16 protein-coding genes are annotated in these 17786 nt (G+C 57.4%); 12 read left to right on the forward strand and 4 right to left on the reverse strand.

Features of this window, described 5'->3' with window-relative positions; all coding sequences use genetic code 11:
* Nucleotides 1-125 precede the first annotated feature (125 nt).
* Nucleotides 126-1784 (reverse strand): ATP-dependent endonuclease, encoded by a 1659-nt coding sequence (locus AC6CWS_RS06935; RefSeq protein ID WP_023289003.1) that lies wholly within the window; start codon nucleotides 1782-1784, stop codon nucleotides 126-128.
* A gap of 418 nt (nucleotides 1785-2202) precedes the next feature.
* On the opposite strand from AC6CWS_RS06935, the gene aqpZ reads away from it, so the two are divergent.
* The 4 genes from aqpZ (at nucleotide 2203) to hcr (ending at nucleotide 6688) form a co-directional block, all read left to right on the forward strand.
* Nucleotides 2203-2898 (forward strand): aquaporin Z, encoded by a 696-nt coding sequence (gene aqpZ / locus AC6CWS_RS06940; RefSeq protein WP_004201355.1) that lies wholly within the window; start codon nucleotides 2203-2205, stop codon nucleotides 2896-2898.
* 115 nt (nucleotides 2899-3013) lie between these two features.
* On the forward strand, nucleotides 3014-3913 hold the full coding sequence (locus AC6CWS_RS06945; RefSeq protein WP_023289001.1) for a LysO family transporter: 900 nt from the start codon (nucleotides 3014-3016) through the stop codon (nucleotides 3911-3913).
* Between the two features lie 143 nt (nucleotides 3914-4056).
* Complete coding sequence (gene hcp, locus AC6CWS_RS06950; RefSeq protein ID WP_065882133.1) at nucleotides 4057-5709, forward strand: hydroxylamine reductase; 1653 nt, start codon at nucleotides 4057-4059, stop codon at nucleotides 5707-5709.
* A gap of 10 nt (nucleotides 5710-5719) precedes the next feature.
* Nucleotides 5720-6688, forward strand: coding sequence for an NADH oxidoreductase (hcr, locus tag AC6CWS_RS06955; protein ID WP_065881860.1), 969 nt, complete (start codon nucleotides 5720-5722; stop codon nucleotides 6686-6688).
* Between the two features lie 86 nt (nucleotides 6689-6774).
* Here the strand turns inward: hcr and AC6CWS_RS06960 are convergent, their stop codons facing one another.
* On the reverse strand, nucleotides 6775-7209 hold the full coding sequence (locus AC6CWS_RS06960) for a DoxX family protein (RefSeq protein WP_023288998.1): 435 nt from the start codon (nucleotides 7207-7209) through the stop codon (nucleotides 6775-6777).
* A gap of 151 nt (nucleotides 7210-7360) precedes the next feature.
* Here AC6CWS_RS06960 and poxB point away from each other — a divergent pair, with 151 nt between their 5' ends.
* The 4 genes from poxB (at nucleotide 7361) to AC6CWS_RS06980 (ending at nucleotide 12673) form a co-directional block, all read left to right on the forward strand.
* Nucleotides 7361-9079 carry a ubiquinone-dependent pyruvate dehydrogenase gene (gene poxB / locus AC6CWS_RS06965; protein ID WP_023288997.1) on the forward strand — a complete coding sequence of 573 codons (1719 nt, stop codon included), beginning with the start codon at nucleotides 7361-7363 and terminating at the stop codon, nucleotides 9077-9079.
* Between the two features lie 38 nt (nucleotides 9080-9117).
* Complete coding sequence (ltaE, locus tag AC6CWS_RS06970; RefSeq protein ID WP_023288996.1) at nucleotides 9118-10119, forward strand: low-specificity L-threonine aldolase; 1002 nt, start codon at nucleotides 9118-9120, stop codon at nucleotides 10117-10119.
* Between the two features lie 10 nt (nucleotides 10120-10129).
* On the forward strand, nucleotides 10130-11572 hold the full coding sequence (locus tag AC6CWS_RS06975; protein WP_065881862.1) for an SDR family oxidoreductase: 1443 nt from the start codon (nucleotides 10130-10132) through the stop codon (nucleotides 11570-11572).
* An 87-nt stretch (nucleotides 11573-11659) separates the two neighbouring features.
* Nucleotides 11660-12673 carry a 3-beta-hydroxysteroid dehydrogenase gene (locus AC6CWS_RS06980; RefSeq protein WP_065881864.1) on the forward strand — a complete coding sequence of 338 codons (1014 nt, stop codon included), beginning with the start codon at nucleotides 11660-11662 and terminating at the stop codon, nucleotides 12671-12673.
* Here the strand turns inward: AC6CWS_RS06980 and AC6CWS_RS06985 are convergent.
* Nucleotides 12670-13500 carry an N-acetylmuramoyl-L-alanine amidase gene (locus AC6CWS_RS06985; RefSeq protein ID WP_048297142.1) on the reverse strand — a complete coding sequence of 277 codons (831 nt, stop codon included), beginning with the start codon at nucleotides 13498-13500 and terminating at the stop codon, nucleotides 12670-12672. The two genes, AC6CWS_RS06980 and AC6CWS_RS06985, sit on opposite strands and share 4 nt — an antisense overlap.
* A 31-nt stretch (nucleotides 13501-13531) precedes the next feature.
* Nucleotides 13532-14671 carry a GGDEF domain-containing protein gene (locus tag AC6CWS_RS06990; protein ID WP_023288993.1) on the reverse strand — a complete coding sequence of 380 codons (1140 nt, stop codon included), beginning with the start codon at nucleotides 14669-14671 and terminating at the stop codon, nucleotides 13532-13534.
* A 361-nt stretch (nucleotides 14672-15032) separates the two neighbouring features.
* Here AC6CWS_RS06990 and yahO point away from each other — a divergent pair, with 361 nt between their 5' ends.
* The 4 genes from yahO (at nucleotide 15033) to artI (ending at nucleotide 17782) form a co-directional block, all read left to right on the forward strand.
* Nucleotides 15033-15305 carry a DUF1471 family periplasmic protein YahO gene (gene yahO, locus AC6CWS_RS06995; RefSeq protein WP_065881868.1) on the forward strand — a complete coding sequence of 91 codons (273 nt, stop codon included), beginning with the start codon at nucleotides 15033-15035 and terminating at the stop codon, nucleotides 15303-15305.
* Between the two features lie 254 nt (nucleotides 15306-15559).
* Nucleotides 15560-16075 carry a lipoprotein gene (locus AC6CWS_RS07000; protein ID WP_023288991.1) on the forward strand — a complete coding sequence of 172 codons (516 nt, stop codon included), beginning with the start codon at nucleotides 15560-15562 and terminating at the stop codon, nucleotides 16073-16075.
* A 226-nt stretch (nucleotides 16076-16301) separates the two neighbouring features.
* Complete coding sequence (gene artP, locus AC6CWS_RS07005) at nucleotides 16302-17030, forward strand: arginine ABC transporter ATP-binding protein ArtP (RefSeq protein WP_032428704.1); 729 nt, start codon at nucleotides 16302-16304, stop codon at nucleotides 17028-17030.
* A gap of 20 nt (nucleotides 17031-17050) precedes the next feature.
* Nucleotides 17051-17782 (forward strand): arginine ABC transporter substrate-binding protein ArtI, encoded by a 732-nt coding sequence (artI, locus tag AC6CWS_RS07010; protein WP_002896390.1) that lies wholly within the window; start codon nucleotides 17051-17053, stop codon nucleotides 17780-17782.
* The last annotated feature ends 4 nt before the right edge of the window (nucleotides 17783-17786 follow it).

Consider the following 17786-nt stretch of genomic DNA (forward strand, 5'->3'; position numbering starts at 1 on the left):
CTGCCGCTCCAGGCGGTGATTCTATCGAAACCCATTGGCAACAGAACATCCATTTTTCGCGCCAATGACGTTTTGTTTAGCTGCCGGAGAGCTTTGCGCCACCGAGCTCCCCGACGGCGAAGAGATTAATCGGCGCGACCGCGGGCCAGCCACAGTACCCGCGAGAACATTTTTTTCAGCAGCGTCGGCACTGCGTCCACCCCACGGCGGCCGGCTTCCATTGCCACCTCAATCGCCAGGTCCGGCTTGGATGAACGATGAATGGCCTTGGTGATCACCCGCCGCATATTCATGGGCACATTATCCGGGATCTGCGCCACCCGGTGGTAAACGTCATCAAATCCCTGACGATACATAAAGTGTTCCATATCCAGCGCCGGCAGAGTGGTCAGATGGTCGCGCTCCAGTTCGCGATCGTTATTCAGCAGGCCGCGTACGGTCGCGGCATATTTTTTCCCTGCCTCATCGCCGTCCACCAGCACGTGCCACTGGATCCCCATCCGGCGGGCGAATTTGATCAACGGCTTCAGGCCCGACTGGGCGAATTCAATGACTTTCACCCCTTCAGCATCAAAATGATGGCCGCACTGGCGGGCCAGTTCGTTGATAACCCAGGTTTCCGTCTCCCCCTCCACCAGCAACCAACAGCGGGCGAAGAGCGATGAGGCGCGATTGAAGCGGATATGAAAGGCAATGCGCCGACTCTCTTCGGCATTCATTCCGCCGGGCCCCAGCCGCCATGCCGACACCCGCGCCGATTCACGCACCAGCCGACACACCTGCTCCACCGGCGTCAGGGACAGCAGCTCTCCGGAGTTGGTGGTGGTCACCCGCTGCAACGGCAGCAAATTCAGCAGATGCCAGGCGACGGAGAGCATGATCGGATGCAGGCGGGTCTCGGGATCTTCAATCAACAGCAGCGGCCGCGCGTCGCGATCGAGGCGCACCGTCCCTTTCGCCTGCAGCAGGGTGGCGAACAGCCCCAGCAGGATCACCCGATGGCTGCGCCCGCCGGGCTTGTCGATCATCCGGTTGATAATATCCAGATAACGCCAGCTACGCTGTTCATCATGGGAACGCCGCCGCATCAGGCGATGTCGCGTCTGGGCGCTGCTTTGCTCGGCAAAATAATGCTCCAGCAGCTGCACCATGGCCGACAACCCCTCGCGGATCTGACCGTCGGATAAATTTTGCGGGTGGCTGACCAGTTCGCGGGACAGAAAATCCAGCTGGCGGGCGGTGATCTCTATCTGCGGCGAGTGCGGTACCGTTCCGTTATGAATGCGCCGCATAAAGCGCGCGTCGCGCAGACGCAGCACCGGCATCAAACGCACCAGGTGTCTGGCCAGCTCATCGATATCCTCCAGCGCCAGCGCTTCGCCTTCGCCATCGATAAAACTGCGCAAGGTCATCACGCTGTCGTCATCGGCGAGTTCGCCTTCCAGGCGGTAGAACACCCGGTGATACCCGTCATCACAGGGCACCCAACAGCGCTGAAGCGGACGGAAACGCCGCACCCGATGGCGTCCCGGCTCCGTTTCGCGGAAGGTCAGAATAATATGCAAATGGTGCTCGCGCCCCTGGATGTCGCCCGCGGGGAACCAAAAGTCATCGCGGACAAAGTGATAAAGATCGAACTCTGGCGACAAAAGCAGGGTCAGCGCATCAAGCAGACTGGACTTCCCCCACGCGTTCTCCCCGATCAGGACGTTATTTTGCTCGAGCATCAACGACAGACGATTGATACCGCGAAAACCGACGATTTCTACGCGCTCAAGAAGCATATCCCCTCCGCTACACCACCACTCTCCTTCAGTAATCAACAGTATAGCGAGGGCGGCGGCAAGATGACACTCCGCTTAGTCACCTCGCGCATCCTATTCAGGAGGTTAAATATATTCATAAAATTACACACTTACCGCCTATTAACCGCTGTTGATTATTCATCAAACAAAATAGTTTTATTTCAGACGTTATGTTCTACACTATTGATAATCTTGGATGGATATAGGAATAGTTAAACTGGCAAACGCAATCCCTTCACCTTGCCCTAAATCAAATAATATCAATATATTTAACTGGCTCTGGGATGGCGATTATCTCTAGAATAACGCCGCTTTATTTTTATCGTCGTCCCTTATCACGATAAATAAAGAACGGCACGGTCCGCTCGTGCGCGTAAACATTTAAATTGAGGTGGTTATGTTCAGAAAATTAGCAGCCGAATGCTTCGGCACCTTCTGGCTTGTATTTGGCGGCTGCGGTAGCGCCGTCCTTGCCGCAGCATTTCCCGAGCTGGGTATCGGTTTTGCCGGCGTGGCGCTGGCATTTGGTTTAACCGTATTAACCATGGCGTATGCGGTTGGCCATATTTCCGGCGGTCATTTCAACCCGGCGGTGACCTTAGGCCTGTGGGCCGGCGGTCGTTTCCCGGCGAAAGAGGTCATTGGCTATATTATCGCCCAGGTGGTCGGCGGAATTATTGCCGCCGCGGTGCTGTACGTAGTGGCCAGCGGTAAAGCCGGCTTTGATGCCGCCGCCAGCGGTTTTGCCTCCAACGGCTATGGCGAACACTCCCCGGGCGGCTTCTCTATGCTGTCGGCTATCGTTATTGAAATCGTACTGACCTGCGGCTTCCTGCTGGTTATCCATGGCGCTACCGACAAACACGCGCCTGCGGGCTTCGCGCCGATCGCTATCGGCCTGGCGCTGACCCTCATCCATTTGATCAGCATTCCGGTCACCAACACCTCAGTCAACCCGGCGCGCAGCACCGCGGTGGCGATTTTCCAGGGCGGTTGGGCGCTGCAGCAGCTGTGGCTGTTCTGGGTCATGCCGATCGTCGGCGGGATCCTCGGCGGCGTGCTATACCGCACTCTGCTGGAAAAACGCGATTAATCTTTTCTAAAGCCCGGGTCCCCGGGCTTTTTCTTTCTGGCGACAGCTTTACTCGGCCCGGCTATTTGGATAGTGTCATGAGCGCTATTCTCATCATGCAAGGGTTGCATCGTTCATGTTCTCGGGACTATTCATCATTCTGTTGCCGCTGGTCGTCGGCTATTTACTGCCTCTTCGTCACTCCTCCGCGTTAAAACTGATTAACCGGATGCTGAGCTGGATTGTCTATGTGATCCTCTTTTTTATGGGTATCAGCCTGGCGTTTCTCGACAATCTGGCCAGCAATCTGCTGGCGATATTGCATTACGCCGCGGTGAGCGTGGTCATCATTTTACTGTGTAATATTACCGCTCTGCTGTGGCTGGAAAGAAAAATGCCCTGGCGCAGTCTGCATCGTCAGGAGAAATTACCCTCGCGCCTGGCCATGGCCCTGGAATCACTCCAGCTGTGCGGTGTGGTGGTGCTCGGTTTCTTGCTTGGCCTGACCGGCCTGTCTTTTTTACAACACGCCACCGAAGCCAGCGAATATACGCTGATCTTTCTCCTGTTCCTCGTCGGTATTCAATTACGCAATAATGGAATGAGTTTGCGACAAATAGTCCTCAACCGGCGGGGAATGATCGTCGCCGTGGTGGTCACGGCCAGTTCATTACTCGGCGGCATCCTCAACGCCTTTATTCTGGATTTGCCGCTAAAGACCGGTCTGGCGATGGCCAGCGGCTTCGGCTGGTATTCACTCTCCGGTATTTTACTGACCGAATCCTTTGGCCCGGTGATCGGCAGCGCGGCGTTCTTTAACGACCTGTGCCGCGAGCTGCTGGCCATCATGTTAATTCCGGGCCTGATTCGCCGTAGCCGCTCCACGGCGCTGGGGCTGTGCGGCGCCACCTCCATGGACTTCACCTTACCGGTGCTGCAGCGTTCCGGCGGCGTGGAGATCGTCCCTGCCGCCATCGTGCACGGTTTTCTGCTGAGCCTGCTGGTCCCGATCCTGATCGCCTTTTTTGCCGCCTGAGCAGGCGCTGGCGGCAGACTTCCTGCCGCCAATTTTGCGCTAAATCAATCTCCCTTTAAGTTGTATCAGAAATACCTTTTCTCCTCACGCGCTCGGGCATAACCTTAAACATGTATATCAAATATAACTTTAAAGGTGTGACCATGTTTTGTGTGCAATGTGAACAAACCATTCGTACCCCGGCCGGCAACGGCTGCTCTTACGCGCAGGGGATGTGCGGTAAAACAGCGGAAACCTCCGATCTACAGGATCTGCTGATTGCGTCACTGCAAGGCCTCTCCGCCTGGGCGCTCAAGGCCCGCGAATATGGCATTATCGACCACGACGTCGATAGCTTTGCGCCGCGCGCTTTTTTCTCTACGCTGACTAACGTTAACTTCGACTCCCCGCGTATAGTTGGCTATGCGCGCCAGGCTATCGCCATGCGTGAAGCGCTTAAAGCGCAGTGCCTGAACATTGATGCCCACGCGACGGTTAACAATCCGATGGCCGCTCTGCAACTGGCTAGCGACGATCTGGGCGACCTGCAGCGTCAGGCGGCGGAATTTACCCCGAACAAAGACAAAGCGGCCATCGGCGAGAACATTCTCGGCCTGCGCCTGCTGTGCCTGTACGGCCTGAAAGGCGCTGCGGCTTATATGGAGCACGCGCACGTTCTCGGCCAGTACGACAACGACATCTACGCCCAGTACCATAAAATCATGGCATGGCTGGGTACCTGGCCTGCCGATATGAACGCGCTGCTGGAGTGCTCAATGGAGATCGGCCAGATGAACTTCAAAGTCATGAGCATTCTGGACGCCGGTGAGACCAGCAAATACGGTCATCCGACCCCAACCCAGGTCAACGTTAAAGCGACCGAGGGCAAGTGCATCCTGATCTCCGGCCATGACCTGAAAGATCTCTATAACCTGCTGGAGCAGACCGAAGGCACCGGCGTTAACGTCTATACCCACGGGGAAATGCTGCCGGCGCACGGCTATCCGGAGCTGCGTAAATTCAAACACCTGATTGGGAACTACGGCAGCGGCTGGCAGAACCAGCAGGTGGAGTTCGCCCGCTTCCCGGGCCCCATCGTCATGACCTCTAACTGCATCATCGACCCCACCGTCGGCGCCTACGACGATCGTATCTGGACCCGCAGCATCGTCGGCTGGCCGGGCGTGAACCACCTGGAAGGTGAAGACTTCGCGCCGGTTATCGCCCAGGCGCAGCAGATGGCTGGCTTCCCGTACAGCGAGATCCCGCATCTCATCACCGTCGGCTTTGGCCGTCAGACCCTTCTGGGCGCTGCTGATACCCTTATCGATCTGGTGAGCCGGGAAAAACTGCGTCACATTTTCCTCGTCGGCGGCTGCGATGGCGCCCGCGGGGAACGTAACTATTTCACCGATTTCGCCACCAGCGTGCCGGACGACTGCCTGATCCTGACCCTGGCCTGCGGTAAATACCGCTTCAACAAGCTGGACTTCGGCGATATCGAAGGCCTGCCGCGTCTGGTGGATGCCGGGCAGTGCAACGATGCCTACTCGGCGATTATTCTGGCGGTCACGCTGGCGGAAAAACTGGGCTGCGGCGTCAACGATCTGCCGCTGTCGCTGGTGCTCTCCTGGTTCGAGCAGAAAGCGATCGTCATCCTGTTGACGCTGCTGTCTCTCGGCGTGAAAAACATTGTCACCGGCCCGACGGCTCCTGGCTTCTTCACTCCGGATCTGCTGGCTATACTCAATGAGAAGTTTGGTCTGCGTTCCGTGACCACCGTGGAACAAGATATGCAGCAGCTGCTGAGCGCGTAAGGAGTCCCTGATGACCATGCCAACCTCACAATGCCCGTGGCGAATGCAGGTGCATCACATCCATCAGGAAACGCCGGATGTGTGGACCGTTTCATTGCTCTGCCATGACTATTATCCGTACCGTGCCGGGCAGTACGCCCTGGTCAGCGTACGTCATTCGGCAGAGACCCTGCGCGCTTACACTATTTCGTCCACGCCGGGCGTCAGCGAATATATTACGTTGACCGTTCGCCGTATTGACGATGGCGCGGGCTCACAGTGGCTCACCCGCGACGTAAAGCGCGGCGACTATATCTGGCTGTCCGACGCGATGGGGGATTTCACCTGCGAGGATAAGGCGGATGATAAGTTCCTGCTGCTGGCCGCTGGCTGCGGCGTCACGCCGATCATGTCGATGCGCCGCTGGCTGGCGAAGTACCGTCCGCAGGCCGACGTGCAGGTGATCTATAGCGTTCGTTCGCCGGAGGATGTGATCTTTGCCGAAGAGTGGCGCAACTATCCGGTTACCCTGGTGGCGGAGCACCACGCGACGCACGGTTTTGTCGCCGGCCGTCTGACCCCGGAACTACTGCAGAGCGTGCCGGATATCGCCAGCCGCACCGTGATGACCTGCGGGCCAGCGCCGTATATGGAGAAAGTTGAACAGGACGTTGCCGCCCTGGGTGTTACCCGCTTCTTTAAGGAGAAGTTCTTCAGCCCGGTGGCGGAGGCCGCCACCAGCGGGCTGAAATTCACCAAACTGCAGCCGGCGCGAGAATTTTACGCGCCGGTGGGCACCACCCTGCTCGATGCGCTGGAGAGCAATCAGGTGCCGGTGACCGTCGCCTGCCGCGCCGGCGTCTGCGGCTGCTGCAAAACCAGAGTCGTTTCCGGGGAGTATAGCGTCACCAGCACCATGACGCTGACCGACGGCGAAATCGCCGACGGCTATGTGCTGGCCTGCTCCTGTCACCCGCTGGGCGATCTGGTTCTGGCTTGACCTTAAAAGGCCGGATGACGCTAGGTTTATCCGGCCTCTGTTTCTGCTTTACGTCGTACGCAGTTGTTCCGCCTTTCGGCGCATGGCTATCGCCAGGCCGACTGACCGGCCAGCGAGTAACGCCCGGCGCCCAAAAGCGCAATCGCCAGCGCGCCAACAAAGAAATAGACCAGATTCTCAATCGCCCACGCGCCCACCGCATCAAGCGCAAACGTCTTGCCGAGACCGACCATCAGCCACGCCACTACCATGGTGAAAGCCAACACCAGCGCCGCTGGGCGCGTCAGGATGCCGACAATCAACAAACAGGGGGCAACCACTTCCCCCACCAGCACACCGTAGGCGATAAACCCCGGCAACCCCTTCGCCACCAGCATCCCGCTAATGCCGTCCACGCCATCCAGCAGCTTGTGCAAACCGTGAAACAGCATTAACCCGCCGACGGCGAGTCGTAACAAGAGTTTACCGGCATCTTCATGCGACAGCGTTCTGTTTACTGTGTTTAACAATCCCTTAACCATTTGATGTGCTTCCTGTTTTACACCCTGTGAGACCCCAGAGTATGCCCAATACTTCAGCAATAAAACCAGCGAAAAATTGAGGGAAATCGGCAACGTACGCTGCAGTTTCATCTAAGCTTGAAGGCGTTATCAAAAAAAGGAGATGGAGATCATGAAACAAACCGTGGCCGCATACATTGCCAAAACGCTGGAACAGGCCGGCGTGAAACGTATCTGGGGCGTCACCGGCGATTCCCTCAATGGATTGAGCGATAGCCTGAACCGCATGGGCACCATCGACTGGATGGCCACCCGGCACGAAGAGGTCGCTGCTTTCGCCGCCGGCGCGGAGGCGCAACTGACCGGCGAACTGGCGGTCTGCGCCGGTTCCTGCGGTCCGGGTAACCTGCACCTGATCAACGGTCTGTTTGACTGTCACCGCAACCATGTCCCGGTGTTGGCGATTGCCGCCCACATCCCTTCCAGCGAGATTGGCAGCGGCTATTTCCAGGAGACCCATCCCCAGGAGCTGTTCCGCGAATGTAGCCACTACTGCGAGCTGGTCTCCACCCCGGAGCAGATCCCGCAAGTGCTGGCGGTGGCGATGCGTAAGGCGGTGATTAACCGCGGCGTTTCGGTGGTGGTTCTGCCCGGCGACGTGGCGCTGAAAGCCGCCCCGGAGAGCGCCAGCAGCCACTGGTACCATGCGCCGTTGCCGACGGTCTCCCCGGCCGACGAGGAGCTGCGCAAGCTGGCGCAGCTTATCCGCTACTCCAGCAATATCGCGCTCATGTGCGGTAGCGGCTGCGCCGGCGCCCACCAGGAGCTGGTGGAGTTCGCAGCAAAAATTAAAGCCCCCATCGTCCATGCGCTGCGCGGTAAAGAGCATGTGGAGTATGACAACCCGTATGATGTGGGCATGACCGGGCTGATTGGCTTCTCTTCTGGCTTCCACACCATGATGAATGCCGACACCCTGATCCTGCTCGGCACCCAGTTCCCCTATCGCGCCTTCTATCCGACCGACGCCAAAATTATTCAGATCGACATTAACCCCGGCAGCATCGGCGCGCACAGTAAGGTTGATATGGCGCTGGTGGGCGACATCAAATCAACGCTAAAGGCGCTGCTGCCGCTGCTGGAAGAGAAAACCGATCGCCGCTTCCTCGATAAGGCGCTGGAGCACTATCGCGACGCGCGAAAAGGACTCGACGATCTGGCGAAGCCCAGCGAGAAGGCGATCCACCCGCAATATCTGGCGCAGCAGATCAGCCATTTTGCCGATGAAGACGCCATTTTCACCTGCGATGTCGGCACCCCGACCGTCTGGGCGGCACGCTATCTCAAGATGAACGGCAAACGCCGCCTGCTGGGTTCATTCAACCACGGCTCCATGGCCAACGCCATGCCGCAGGCCATTGGCGCCAAAGCCACCGCGCCGGAGCGTCAGGTGGTGGCCATGTGCGGCGACGGCGGGTTTAGCATGCTGATGGGGGATTTTCTGTCGCTGGCGCAGATGAAGCTGCCGGTGAAAATTATCATCTTTAACAACAGCGTGCTGGGTTTCGTGGCGATGGAGATGAAGGCCGGGGGCTATCTCACCGACGGCACGGAGCTGCACGACACCAACTTCGCCCGCATCGCCGAAGCCTGCGGTATTAAAGGTATTCGCGTTGAGAAAGCTGCCGAAGTGGATGAAGCGCTGCAGACCGCCTTCCGCACCGACGGTCCGGTGCTGGTCGACGTCGTGGTCGCCAAAGAGGAGCTGGCGATCCCGCCGCAGATCAAGCTGGAGCAGGCGAAAGGCTTTAGCCTGTATATGCTGCGGGCGATCATCAGCGGGCGCGGCGATGAAGTCATCGAACTGGCGAAAACCAACTGGCTCAGGTAAAACAGAAGCAATACTCTGAACCAGAACAAGGAAAAGCCGTGATCGATCTGCGCAGTGATACCGTTACCCGTCCCGGGCGCGCCATGTTGGAAGCCATGATGGCCGCCCCGGTCGGGGACGATGTGTATGGTGACGACCCTACCGTCAATGAACTTCAGCGCTACGCCGCCGACCTGGCCGGCAAAGAGGCGGCGCTGTTTCTGCCCACCGGCACCCAGGCCAACCTCGTCGGCCTGCTCAGCCACTGCCAGCGCGGCGAAGAGTATATCGTCGGCCAGGGGGCGCATAACTATCTTTACGAAGCCGGCGGGGCGGCGGTTCTCGGCAGTATTCAGCCGCAGCCGATTGACGCCGCGGCGGACGGGTCGCTGCCGCTGGATAAAGTCGCAGCGAAAATCAAACCTGACGATATCCATTTTGCCCCGACCCGCCTGCTGAGCCTGGAAAACACCCATAACGGTAAGGTGCTGCCGCGCGACTATCTCCAGGAAGCCTGGGCGTTTACCCGCCAGCGCGATCTGGCGCTGCACGTCGACGGCGCGCGCATCTTTAACGCCGTGGTCGCCTACGGCTGTGAGCTGCGCGATATCGCCCAGTACTGCGACTCCTTCACCATCTGCCTGTCAAAGGGGCTTGGCGCCCCGGTTGGCTCGCTGCTGGTCGGCAGTGAGGCGTATATTCGCCGCGCCGTTCGCTGGCGGAAAATGGTCGGCGGCGGGATGCGCCAGGCGGGCATTCTGGCCGCCGCCGGGCTGTACGCGCTGAAAAATAACGTGCAGCGCCTGCAGGAGGATCATGATAACGCCGCGTGGATGGCGGATCAGCTGCGCGCCATCGGCGCCGACGTCACCCGTCACGATACCAACATGCTGTTCGTTCGCGTCGGTGATGAACAGGCCCGGGCGCTCGGCGAGTTTATGCAGGCGCGCGGCGTGCTGATCAACGCCTCGCCCATCGTCCGTCTGGTCACTCACCTGGATGTCAATCGTCAGCAGTTGAGCGAAGTGGTCGCCCACTGGCAGGCTTTTTTACAACGCTAAGGAGTCAGGCGTGTCGCAATCGGTTTTGGTGCTCGGCGCCAGCGGCTATATTGGTCAACATTTAGTCCGCGAATTAAGCGCGCGGGGTTATCCGGTGCTGGCGGCGGCGCGCCATACCGACCGACTGCAAAAACTCGCTTTGCCCGGCGTCACCTGCCGGTCAGTCGATCTCAATCAGCCGCAGGCTCTGCCTGCGCTGCTCACAGGTATCGATACCCTTTACTATCTGGTACACGGCATGGGCGAAGGCGGCGATTTTATCGCCCATGAGCGTCGGGTGGCGACGCATGTTCGCGATGCCCTGCGCCAGACGCCGGTGCGTCAGATTATCTTTCTCAGCTCGCTGCAGGCTCCAGCGCAGGAGCAGTCCGACCATCTGCGCGCTCGTCAGGTCACCGGCGATCTCCTGCGCGAGTCGGGCGTGCCGGTAACCGAGCTGCGGGCCGGAATTATCGTCGGCGCCGGCTCCGCCGCCTTCGAGGTGATGCGCGATATGGTCTATAACCTGCCGGTGCTGACCCCCCCGCGCTGGGTGCGTTCGCGTACCACCCCTGTCGCGCTGGAAAACCTGCTCGTTGATCTCGTTGAGCTACTGAATCACCCTTCCGACGCGCACCGCGTCTTCGAAGCCGCCGGTCCGGAGGTGTTAAGCTATCAGCAGCAGTTCATTCACTTTATGGCCGTCAGCGGCAAACACCGCCCGCTCATTCCGATTCCCCTGCCGACGCGCTGGATCTCGGTGTGGTTCCTCAATGTCATCACCTCGGTGCCGCCGACCATCGCCAAAGCGCTAATTCAGGGGTTGAAGCACGATCTGATCGCCGATGACCGGGCGCTGCGGGCGCTGATCCCGCAAACGCTGATCCCCTTCGATCAGGCGGTTCGCCGCACCCTGAAAGAAGAAGAGCAGCTGGTAAACTCCAGCGACTGGGGCTACGACGCCCAGGCTTTCGCCCGCTGGCGACCGGAGTATGGCTATTATCCGAAACAGGCAGGCTGCACCATCACCACTCAGGCGAGCCGCAAAGCCCTGTGGCAGGTCGTTAACCAAATCGGCGGTAAAGAGGGATATTTTTTCGGCAATCTGCTGTGGAAAACCCGCGGCGCGATGGATCTGCTGGTCGGCCACCGGCTGGCCAAAGGGCGACCGCAGCGCGACTATTTGCAGACCGGCGATACGGTCGACAGCTGGAAGGTGATTATCGTGGAGGAAGAAAAACAGCTCACTCTGCTGTTCGGCATGAAAGCGCCGGGACTGGGCCGGTTAAGCTTTACCATTAACGATAAAGGCGATCGTCGTGAACTGGACGTCCGCGCCTGGTGGCACCCGCACGGTATGCCGGGCCTGGTCTACTGGCTGCTGATGATCCCGGCGCACCTGTTTATTTTCCGCGGTATGGCGCAACGCATCACCCGGTTGGCCGAACAAATCTCAGGCAGAGTCGAAGGATAAGCATTATTCTTTCATGATTCTCATTGCATAGTCGGGAGAATCACGGAAAAATGCGCACGAAATTCTTTTCTGGGACAGTAGAGTAATATGAAGGTACTGGTTACCGGTGCGACCAGCGGATTAGGCCGCAACGCAGTGGAATATCTGCGCAACAAGGGCATCAGCGTGCGAGCGACCGGGCGCAACGAAGCGATGGGTAAGCTTCTGAGCAAAATGGGGGCGGAATTCATCCCGGCAGATTTAACCGAGCTGGTCTCTTCGCAGGCTAAAGTGATGCTCGCCGGTATCGATACCCTGTGGCACTGCTCAAGTTTCACCTCGCCCTGGGGCACGCAGCAGGCTTTCGATCTCGCTAACGTCCGCGCCACCCGCCGCCTCGGCGAATGGTCGGTAGCATGGGGCGTACGCAATTTCGTCCATATCTCTTCGCCCTCGCTCTATTTTGATTATCACCACCATCGCGATATTCAGGAAGATTTCCGCCCGCACCGCTTCGCCAATGAGTTTGCCCGCAGCAAGGCGGCCAGCGAAGAGGTGATCAACCTGCTGGCGCAGGCCAATCCGCACACCCGTTTTACCATTTTGCGCCCGCAGAGCCTGTTCGGGCCGCACGATAAAGTCTTTATTCCCCGGCTGGCGCAAATGATGCAGCACTACGGCAGCGTCCTGTTGCCGCGGGGCGGCAGCGCGCTGGTCGATATGACCTATTATGAAAATGCCGTCCACGCGATGTGGCTGGCGAGCCAGCCGACCTGCGATCATCTTCCCTCCGCCCGCGCGTGGAATATCAGCAATGGCGAACCGCGCACCCTGCGCAGCATCGTGCAGAAACTGATCGATGAGCTGGGCATTAAATGCCGGATCCGTTCAGTTCCCTACCCGATGCTGGATATTATCGCCCGCAGCATGGAGCGTTTTGGCGATAAAACGGCCAAAGAGCCGGCCTTTACCCACTACGGCGTCTCTAAACTTAATTTTGATTTTACGCTCGATATCACACGCGCGCAGGATGAGCTGGGCTATCAGCCGGTGGTGACGCTGGACGACGGGATTGTGCGTACCGCCGCCTGGTTACGCGACCACGGTAAACTTCACCGCTAACCCTGGCCATATTTCTCTAACAGCGCCTCGGCTATCGCTTCGGTTTGCGCATCCGCTACGCCATCCCAGCGCTGGGGGCGGAAGTGCATCTGGAAGGCGATAATTACCCGTTTCTTCTGCGCGGGAGTCATCTCCGGCGTGACCTGATAGCCGTAGCGCGCCAGCAAATCCAGCACCACCTCAGGGTCCACTGGCTCACTGGGCGGCCGCCCGTTCAGATAAAAAGCCACCCGCTGCTCGTCCGGCCAGGCGCCAATCCCCTGCTGCGCCAGCTGTTGCCAGGGGAACAACGGCCCCGGATCGTCTTTGCGCTGCGGGGCGATATCGGCATGGGCCACCACGTTCTGCGGCGCGATGTGGTAGCGGGTGATAATATCGCGCGCCAGCGGGATCAGGGCCGCGATCTGTTCCGGGTGAAAGGGGGTAAAGCTTTTACCTCCCGCGGTCTTCTGCCAGCCGCGGTTTTCCAGTTCAATACCGATGGAAGTATCGTTGATGCGCGTGCTGCCGCGCCAGTAGCTGACACCGGCGTGCCAGGCCAGATCCTCTTCCGGCACCAGCTGCCAGATCCGCGGTTTATCATGGTGGCGCGGCGGCTGTTCAGGAATTAAATAGTGGGAGCTGACCTCTTTATCGGTCAGGGTCGCCAGAGAAGTATCAAAGTTGTCTGCCGTATAGTGGATCACCAGCACTTTTATTCGCGGATAGGCCGCCTGCGCCGGATGGCGGGTGTCCAGCTGGTATCCATCGCGATCGATAATCCCTTTTTCGCCGGCACAGCCGCTTAGCAGTAACGCCAGCAGCGCGATCAGCGCAATCCGTGTCATTCTTTCATCCTTGCCCGGCAGCGTCTCCGGGTTAATAAGACCATCGATTTCGTCCTTTATTTTTCGCCTGGTACAGCGCGCTGTCCGCCCGGGCGATCAGCGTCTCCATCGGAACCGTGCCGTCGGAGGCGACGACCCCCATACTGACGGTCACCACCGAGGCCACCGCCGAAGCCTCATGGGGGATCGCCGCCTCGCTAATTTTCTGCTGAATGCGCTCGGCAATGGAGGTGGCTCGCGCTAAGGAAACCCCCGGCAGGGCGATGACAAACTCTTCGCCGCCGTAGCGGGCGACCAGATCGCCCTCGGCCCGTACCGCCATTTTAAGCACCTGGGCGACAGTCGATAAGCAATCGTCGCCAGCCTGATGGCCATAGTGGTCGTTGTAACGCTTAAAGTAATCGACGTCGATCATCATCAGCGCCAACGGCGTTTTTTGCTGCCAAATCTCCGCCAGATAGGCATTCAACGCCCGGCGATTCGCGGTCCCGGTTAATGCATCCTGGTTGGCAATACTTTCCAGCCGCTGAATAAGCCGCATATTTTCCTGATGCGTATTCCAGGCCTCATCATACCAGCGCTTAAGAATACGCCTGCCATAGAGTAAAATCGCCGTAAAAATGCCCCACAGGATCAAAAAGCGGACCTCAGTGTGAGGGTGGATCTGTAGTCCCGCCAGCAGGGCGGTTCCCCATAGCGGAAGCAAAAAAGCGATAATGCCGGGCCAATGGTGATACAGCGCGGCGAGGCCGGTGGTCATTAATATCACCAGCAGCGGCCAGGCGAAGGGCAGTGTCCAGAAAAAGATGAAACAGTAATTACTCAGGGACCAGCACAGGCTGAGTGCCAGCTGCAGGCCGGTGATAATGCTCAACGTATAGCGCCCCTGCGCCAGGCGCGGCGTGACGGCAATAATGGCTAAAATTACCGAAATAATAATAACCGCGATCAGCGCGACTTCGACATAAGGAATAACCGCCTGGTGCGTTAACAGCTTCTTATCAAAATGAGTAAAGATAAAATTGCGGAAGAAAACCATTAACGCAAAAGCGATATTGACAAAGGCCAGCCAGGGCATACTCATGGATAGCGCATGGCGCTGGACATTATCTCTGGTGGCCCACAGCTCGGTTCGCAGCTGGCGGACGCCCTCTTGCTTATTTGTTAACATCTTATCTCCCTGGTGACCTGCATGACCATGGGCGCAGACCCTGCTTTGCTTTATGATAAACCATGTTTCCGGGAATGTCTGTCAACGCTTCCCCCCTTTCTGCCCCGGCGCCTTAAGCTGATTTTCTGCTAACGTCAGATGAAAAGGGTCTGGTCCTCTCCCTATGTGTATCCGGCAAAAAAAAGCAAGCATTATCAATACGAAATACGTCATCTTTTCTTTAAAAAAGAGTTAACTAACCGTCATAAAATTGCAGTATTCCACTTGAAAAAAAAACGGTGTTAGTACAATCTGAAACCGCTCATTGGTGAGATAAAACAAGAGCATGATGATAGCAAGATAAACAATGGAGTCTAAAAATATGAAATATGCAGCTTTAGTGGCAGGTGCAGCATTGTTTTTTACGGCGAACGCCTTCTCTGCAGAAATTTTAACGAAAGAAGCCTTCGATAAGGTCCATACGCAATATACTAAAATCGGTACCATTTCTTCTACCGGTCAGACTGCACCCAGCGATGCCCGTGAAGAACTGATTAAAAAGGCCGATGAGAAAGGCGCAGACGTTATCGTGCTCTCTTCCGGTAATACCGATAAAAAACTGCACATCTCCGCTAACATCTATAAGAAGAAGTAATTAATCTTATATTTCAAGAAACATTATCATATTGCCCGGGTAATGTTTCTTGTTTGACCAAAAAGTCTGTTTATTTTTAAACGGCCCCCAGATTTTCCTGCCTTAATATCATACAGCGATCTCCCCTGTCGATGTCCTGCCCTAAGGCCGTAGTCACATCAAGGTCTTAGCTCTTTGCGTCAAGTACAATCCGTACGCTATACGCTATGCTTTAACGGAAACTGAAAACGTAGTTCGCTTATAAGGAAATCATCATGCGCTACAAACTTCTTGCAGCACTTCTCCCTTGCGCGCTGGCGCTCAGCGCCTGTACGACCGTCACCCCGGCCTATAAAGATAATGGCACCCGCAGCGGCCCCTGTGTCGAAGGCGGCCCTGACGACGTAGCGCAAAAATTCTACGACACCCAGCTCCAGAACCGTACGCAGGATCCGGCGGCGCTGCGCCCCTATCTCAGCGACGGCCTGGCGAAGTTACTCAATGACGCCCGTCAGGATCCGGCCAACAGCAAACTGCTGCAGGCTAACCTGTTCTCGAGCAGCAGCACCCCGGCGGACAGCGCCGTCGTCGCCAGCGCCTCAACCATCCCTAATCGCGATGCGCGCAACATTCCGCTGCGCGTGGAGCTGAAGCAGGGAACCCAGAGCTGGAAAGACGAAGTGCTGATGATCCAGGAAGGCCAGTGCTGGGCCGTCGATGACGTTCGCTATCTCGGCAACAACAGCCACGCGCCGGCCGGGACGTTGCGACAGAGTCTGGAGAAACGTTAGTTCCGGAGTTGAAGCGACGTCGCTGAAACGATAACCCCGGTAAAATGTCGGTATTCGCCCCGAGAATGCCGACATTTACTCCCCCCTCACCCACCAGGCAATATTTTGTGCTAACTTTAAAGCTAAACGTGGTTTAGATTTAACTTTTAACGCATAAATATTGCATAACTATTCTGCCAAAGGTAGTATTTGCGGCCTCAATAGCTATTCGTATCAGACTGCCCAGATGAGTATTAAACTAAACGGCATTAATTGCTTCTACGGCGCGCACCAGGCGCTGTTCGACATCACGCTGGATTGCCCGCAGGGGGAAACGCTGGTGCTGCTCGGCCCCAGCGGTGCCGGGAAGAGCTCGCTGCTGCGCGTACTCAACCTGCTGGAGATGCCGCGTTCCGGTTCATTAACCATCGCCGGTAACCATTTCGACTTCACCAGAGCGCCGTCCGATAAAGCGATTCGCGAACTGCGGCAGAACGTCGGCATGGTCTTTCAGCAGTACAACCTGTGGCCGCACCTGACGGTACAGCAGAACCTGATCGAGGCCCCCTGTCGCGTACTGGGGTTAAGCAAGGATCAGGCGCTGGCTCGCGCAGAGAAGCTGCTGGAGCGCCTGCGTCTGAAGCCCTACAGCGATCGTTACCCGCTGCATTTATCCGGCGGTCAGCAGCAGCGTGTGGCAATCGCCCGCGCGCTGATGATGGAGCCGCAGGTTCTGCTGTTCGATGAGCCTACCGCGGCGCTCGACCCGGAAATCACCGCCCAGATCGTTAGCATCATCCGCGAGCTGGCTGAAACCGGCATCACCCAGGTTATCGTCACCCATGAAGTTGAAGTGGCGCGCAAGACGGCCAGCCGGGTGGTGTATATGGAAAATGGCCATATCGTCGAGCAAGGGGATGCCTCCTGCTTCACGCATCCGCAAACTGACGCGTTTAAAAACTATCTTTCACACTGATGTTTTTCGGGGAAATGACGATGAAAAAAGTACTGATTGCCGCCCTGCTCGCAGGCATGAGCCTCTCCGCTTCCGCCGCGCAAACCATTCGTTTCGCCACCGAGGCCTCCTACCCTCCGTTTGAGCTGGTGGATGCCAACAACCAGATCGTCGGTTTCGATGTGGATCTGGCTAACGCGCTGTGTAAAGAGATCGACGCCACCTGTACCTTTACCAACCAGGCCTTTGACAGCCTGATCCCGGGCCTGAAATTCCGCCGTTTCGACGCGGTCATGGCCGGGATGGACATCACGCCTGAGCGTGAAAAGCAGGTCCTGTTCTCCACCCCGTATTATGACAACTCGGCGCTGTTCGTCGGTCAGCAGGGCAAGTTCACCAGCATTGACCAGCTGAAGGGCAAAAAAGTGGGCGTACAGAACGGCACCACCCATCAGAAATTTATCACGGATAAACATCCGGAAATCACCACCGTGCCTTACGACAGCTACCAGAATGCGAAGCTGGATCTGCAGAACGGTCGTATTGACGCGGTCTTCGGTGATACCGCCGTGGTCACCGAATGGCTGAAGAGCAATCCGAAGCTGGCGGCCGTGGGCGATAAAGTGACCGACAAAGCCTATTTCGGCACCGGGCTGGGCATTGCCGTGCGTCAGGGCAACACCGACCTGCAGCAGAAATTTAACGCTGCGCTGGAAAAAGTGAAGAAAGACGGCACTTACCAGACCATCTATAACAAATGGTTCCAGAAGTAAGACT

This window comes from Klebsiella sp. M041 (assembly GCF_059759695.1).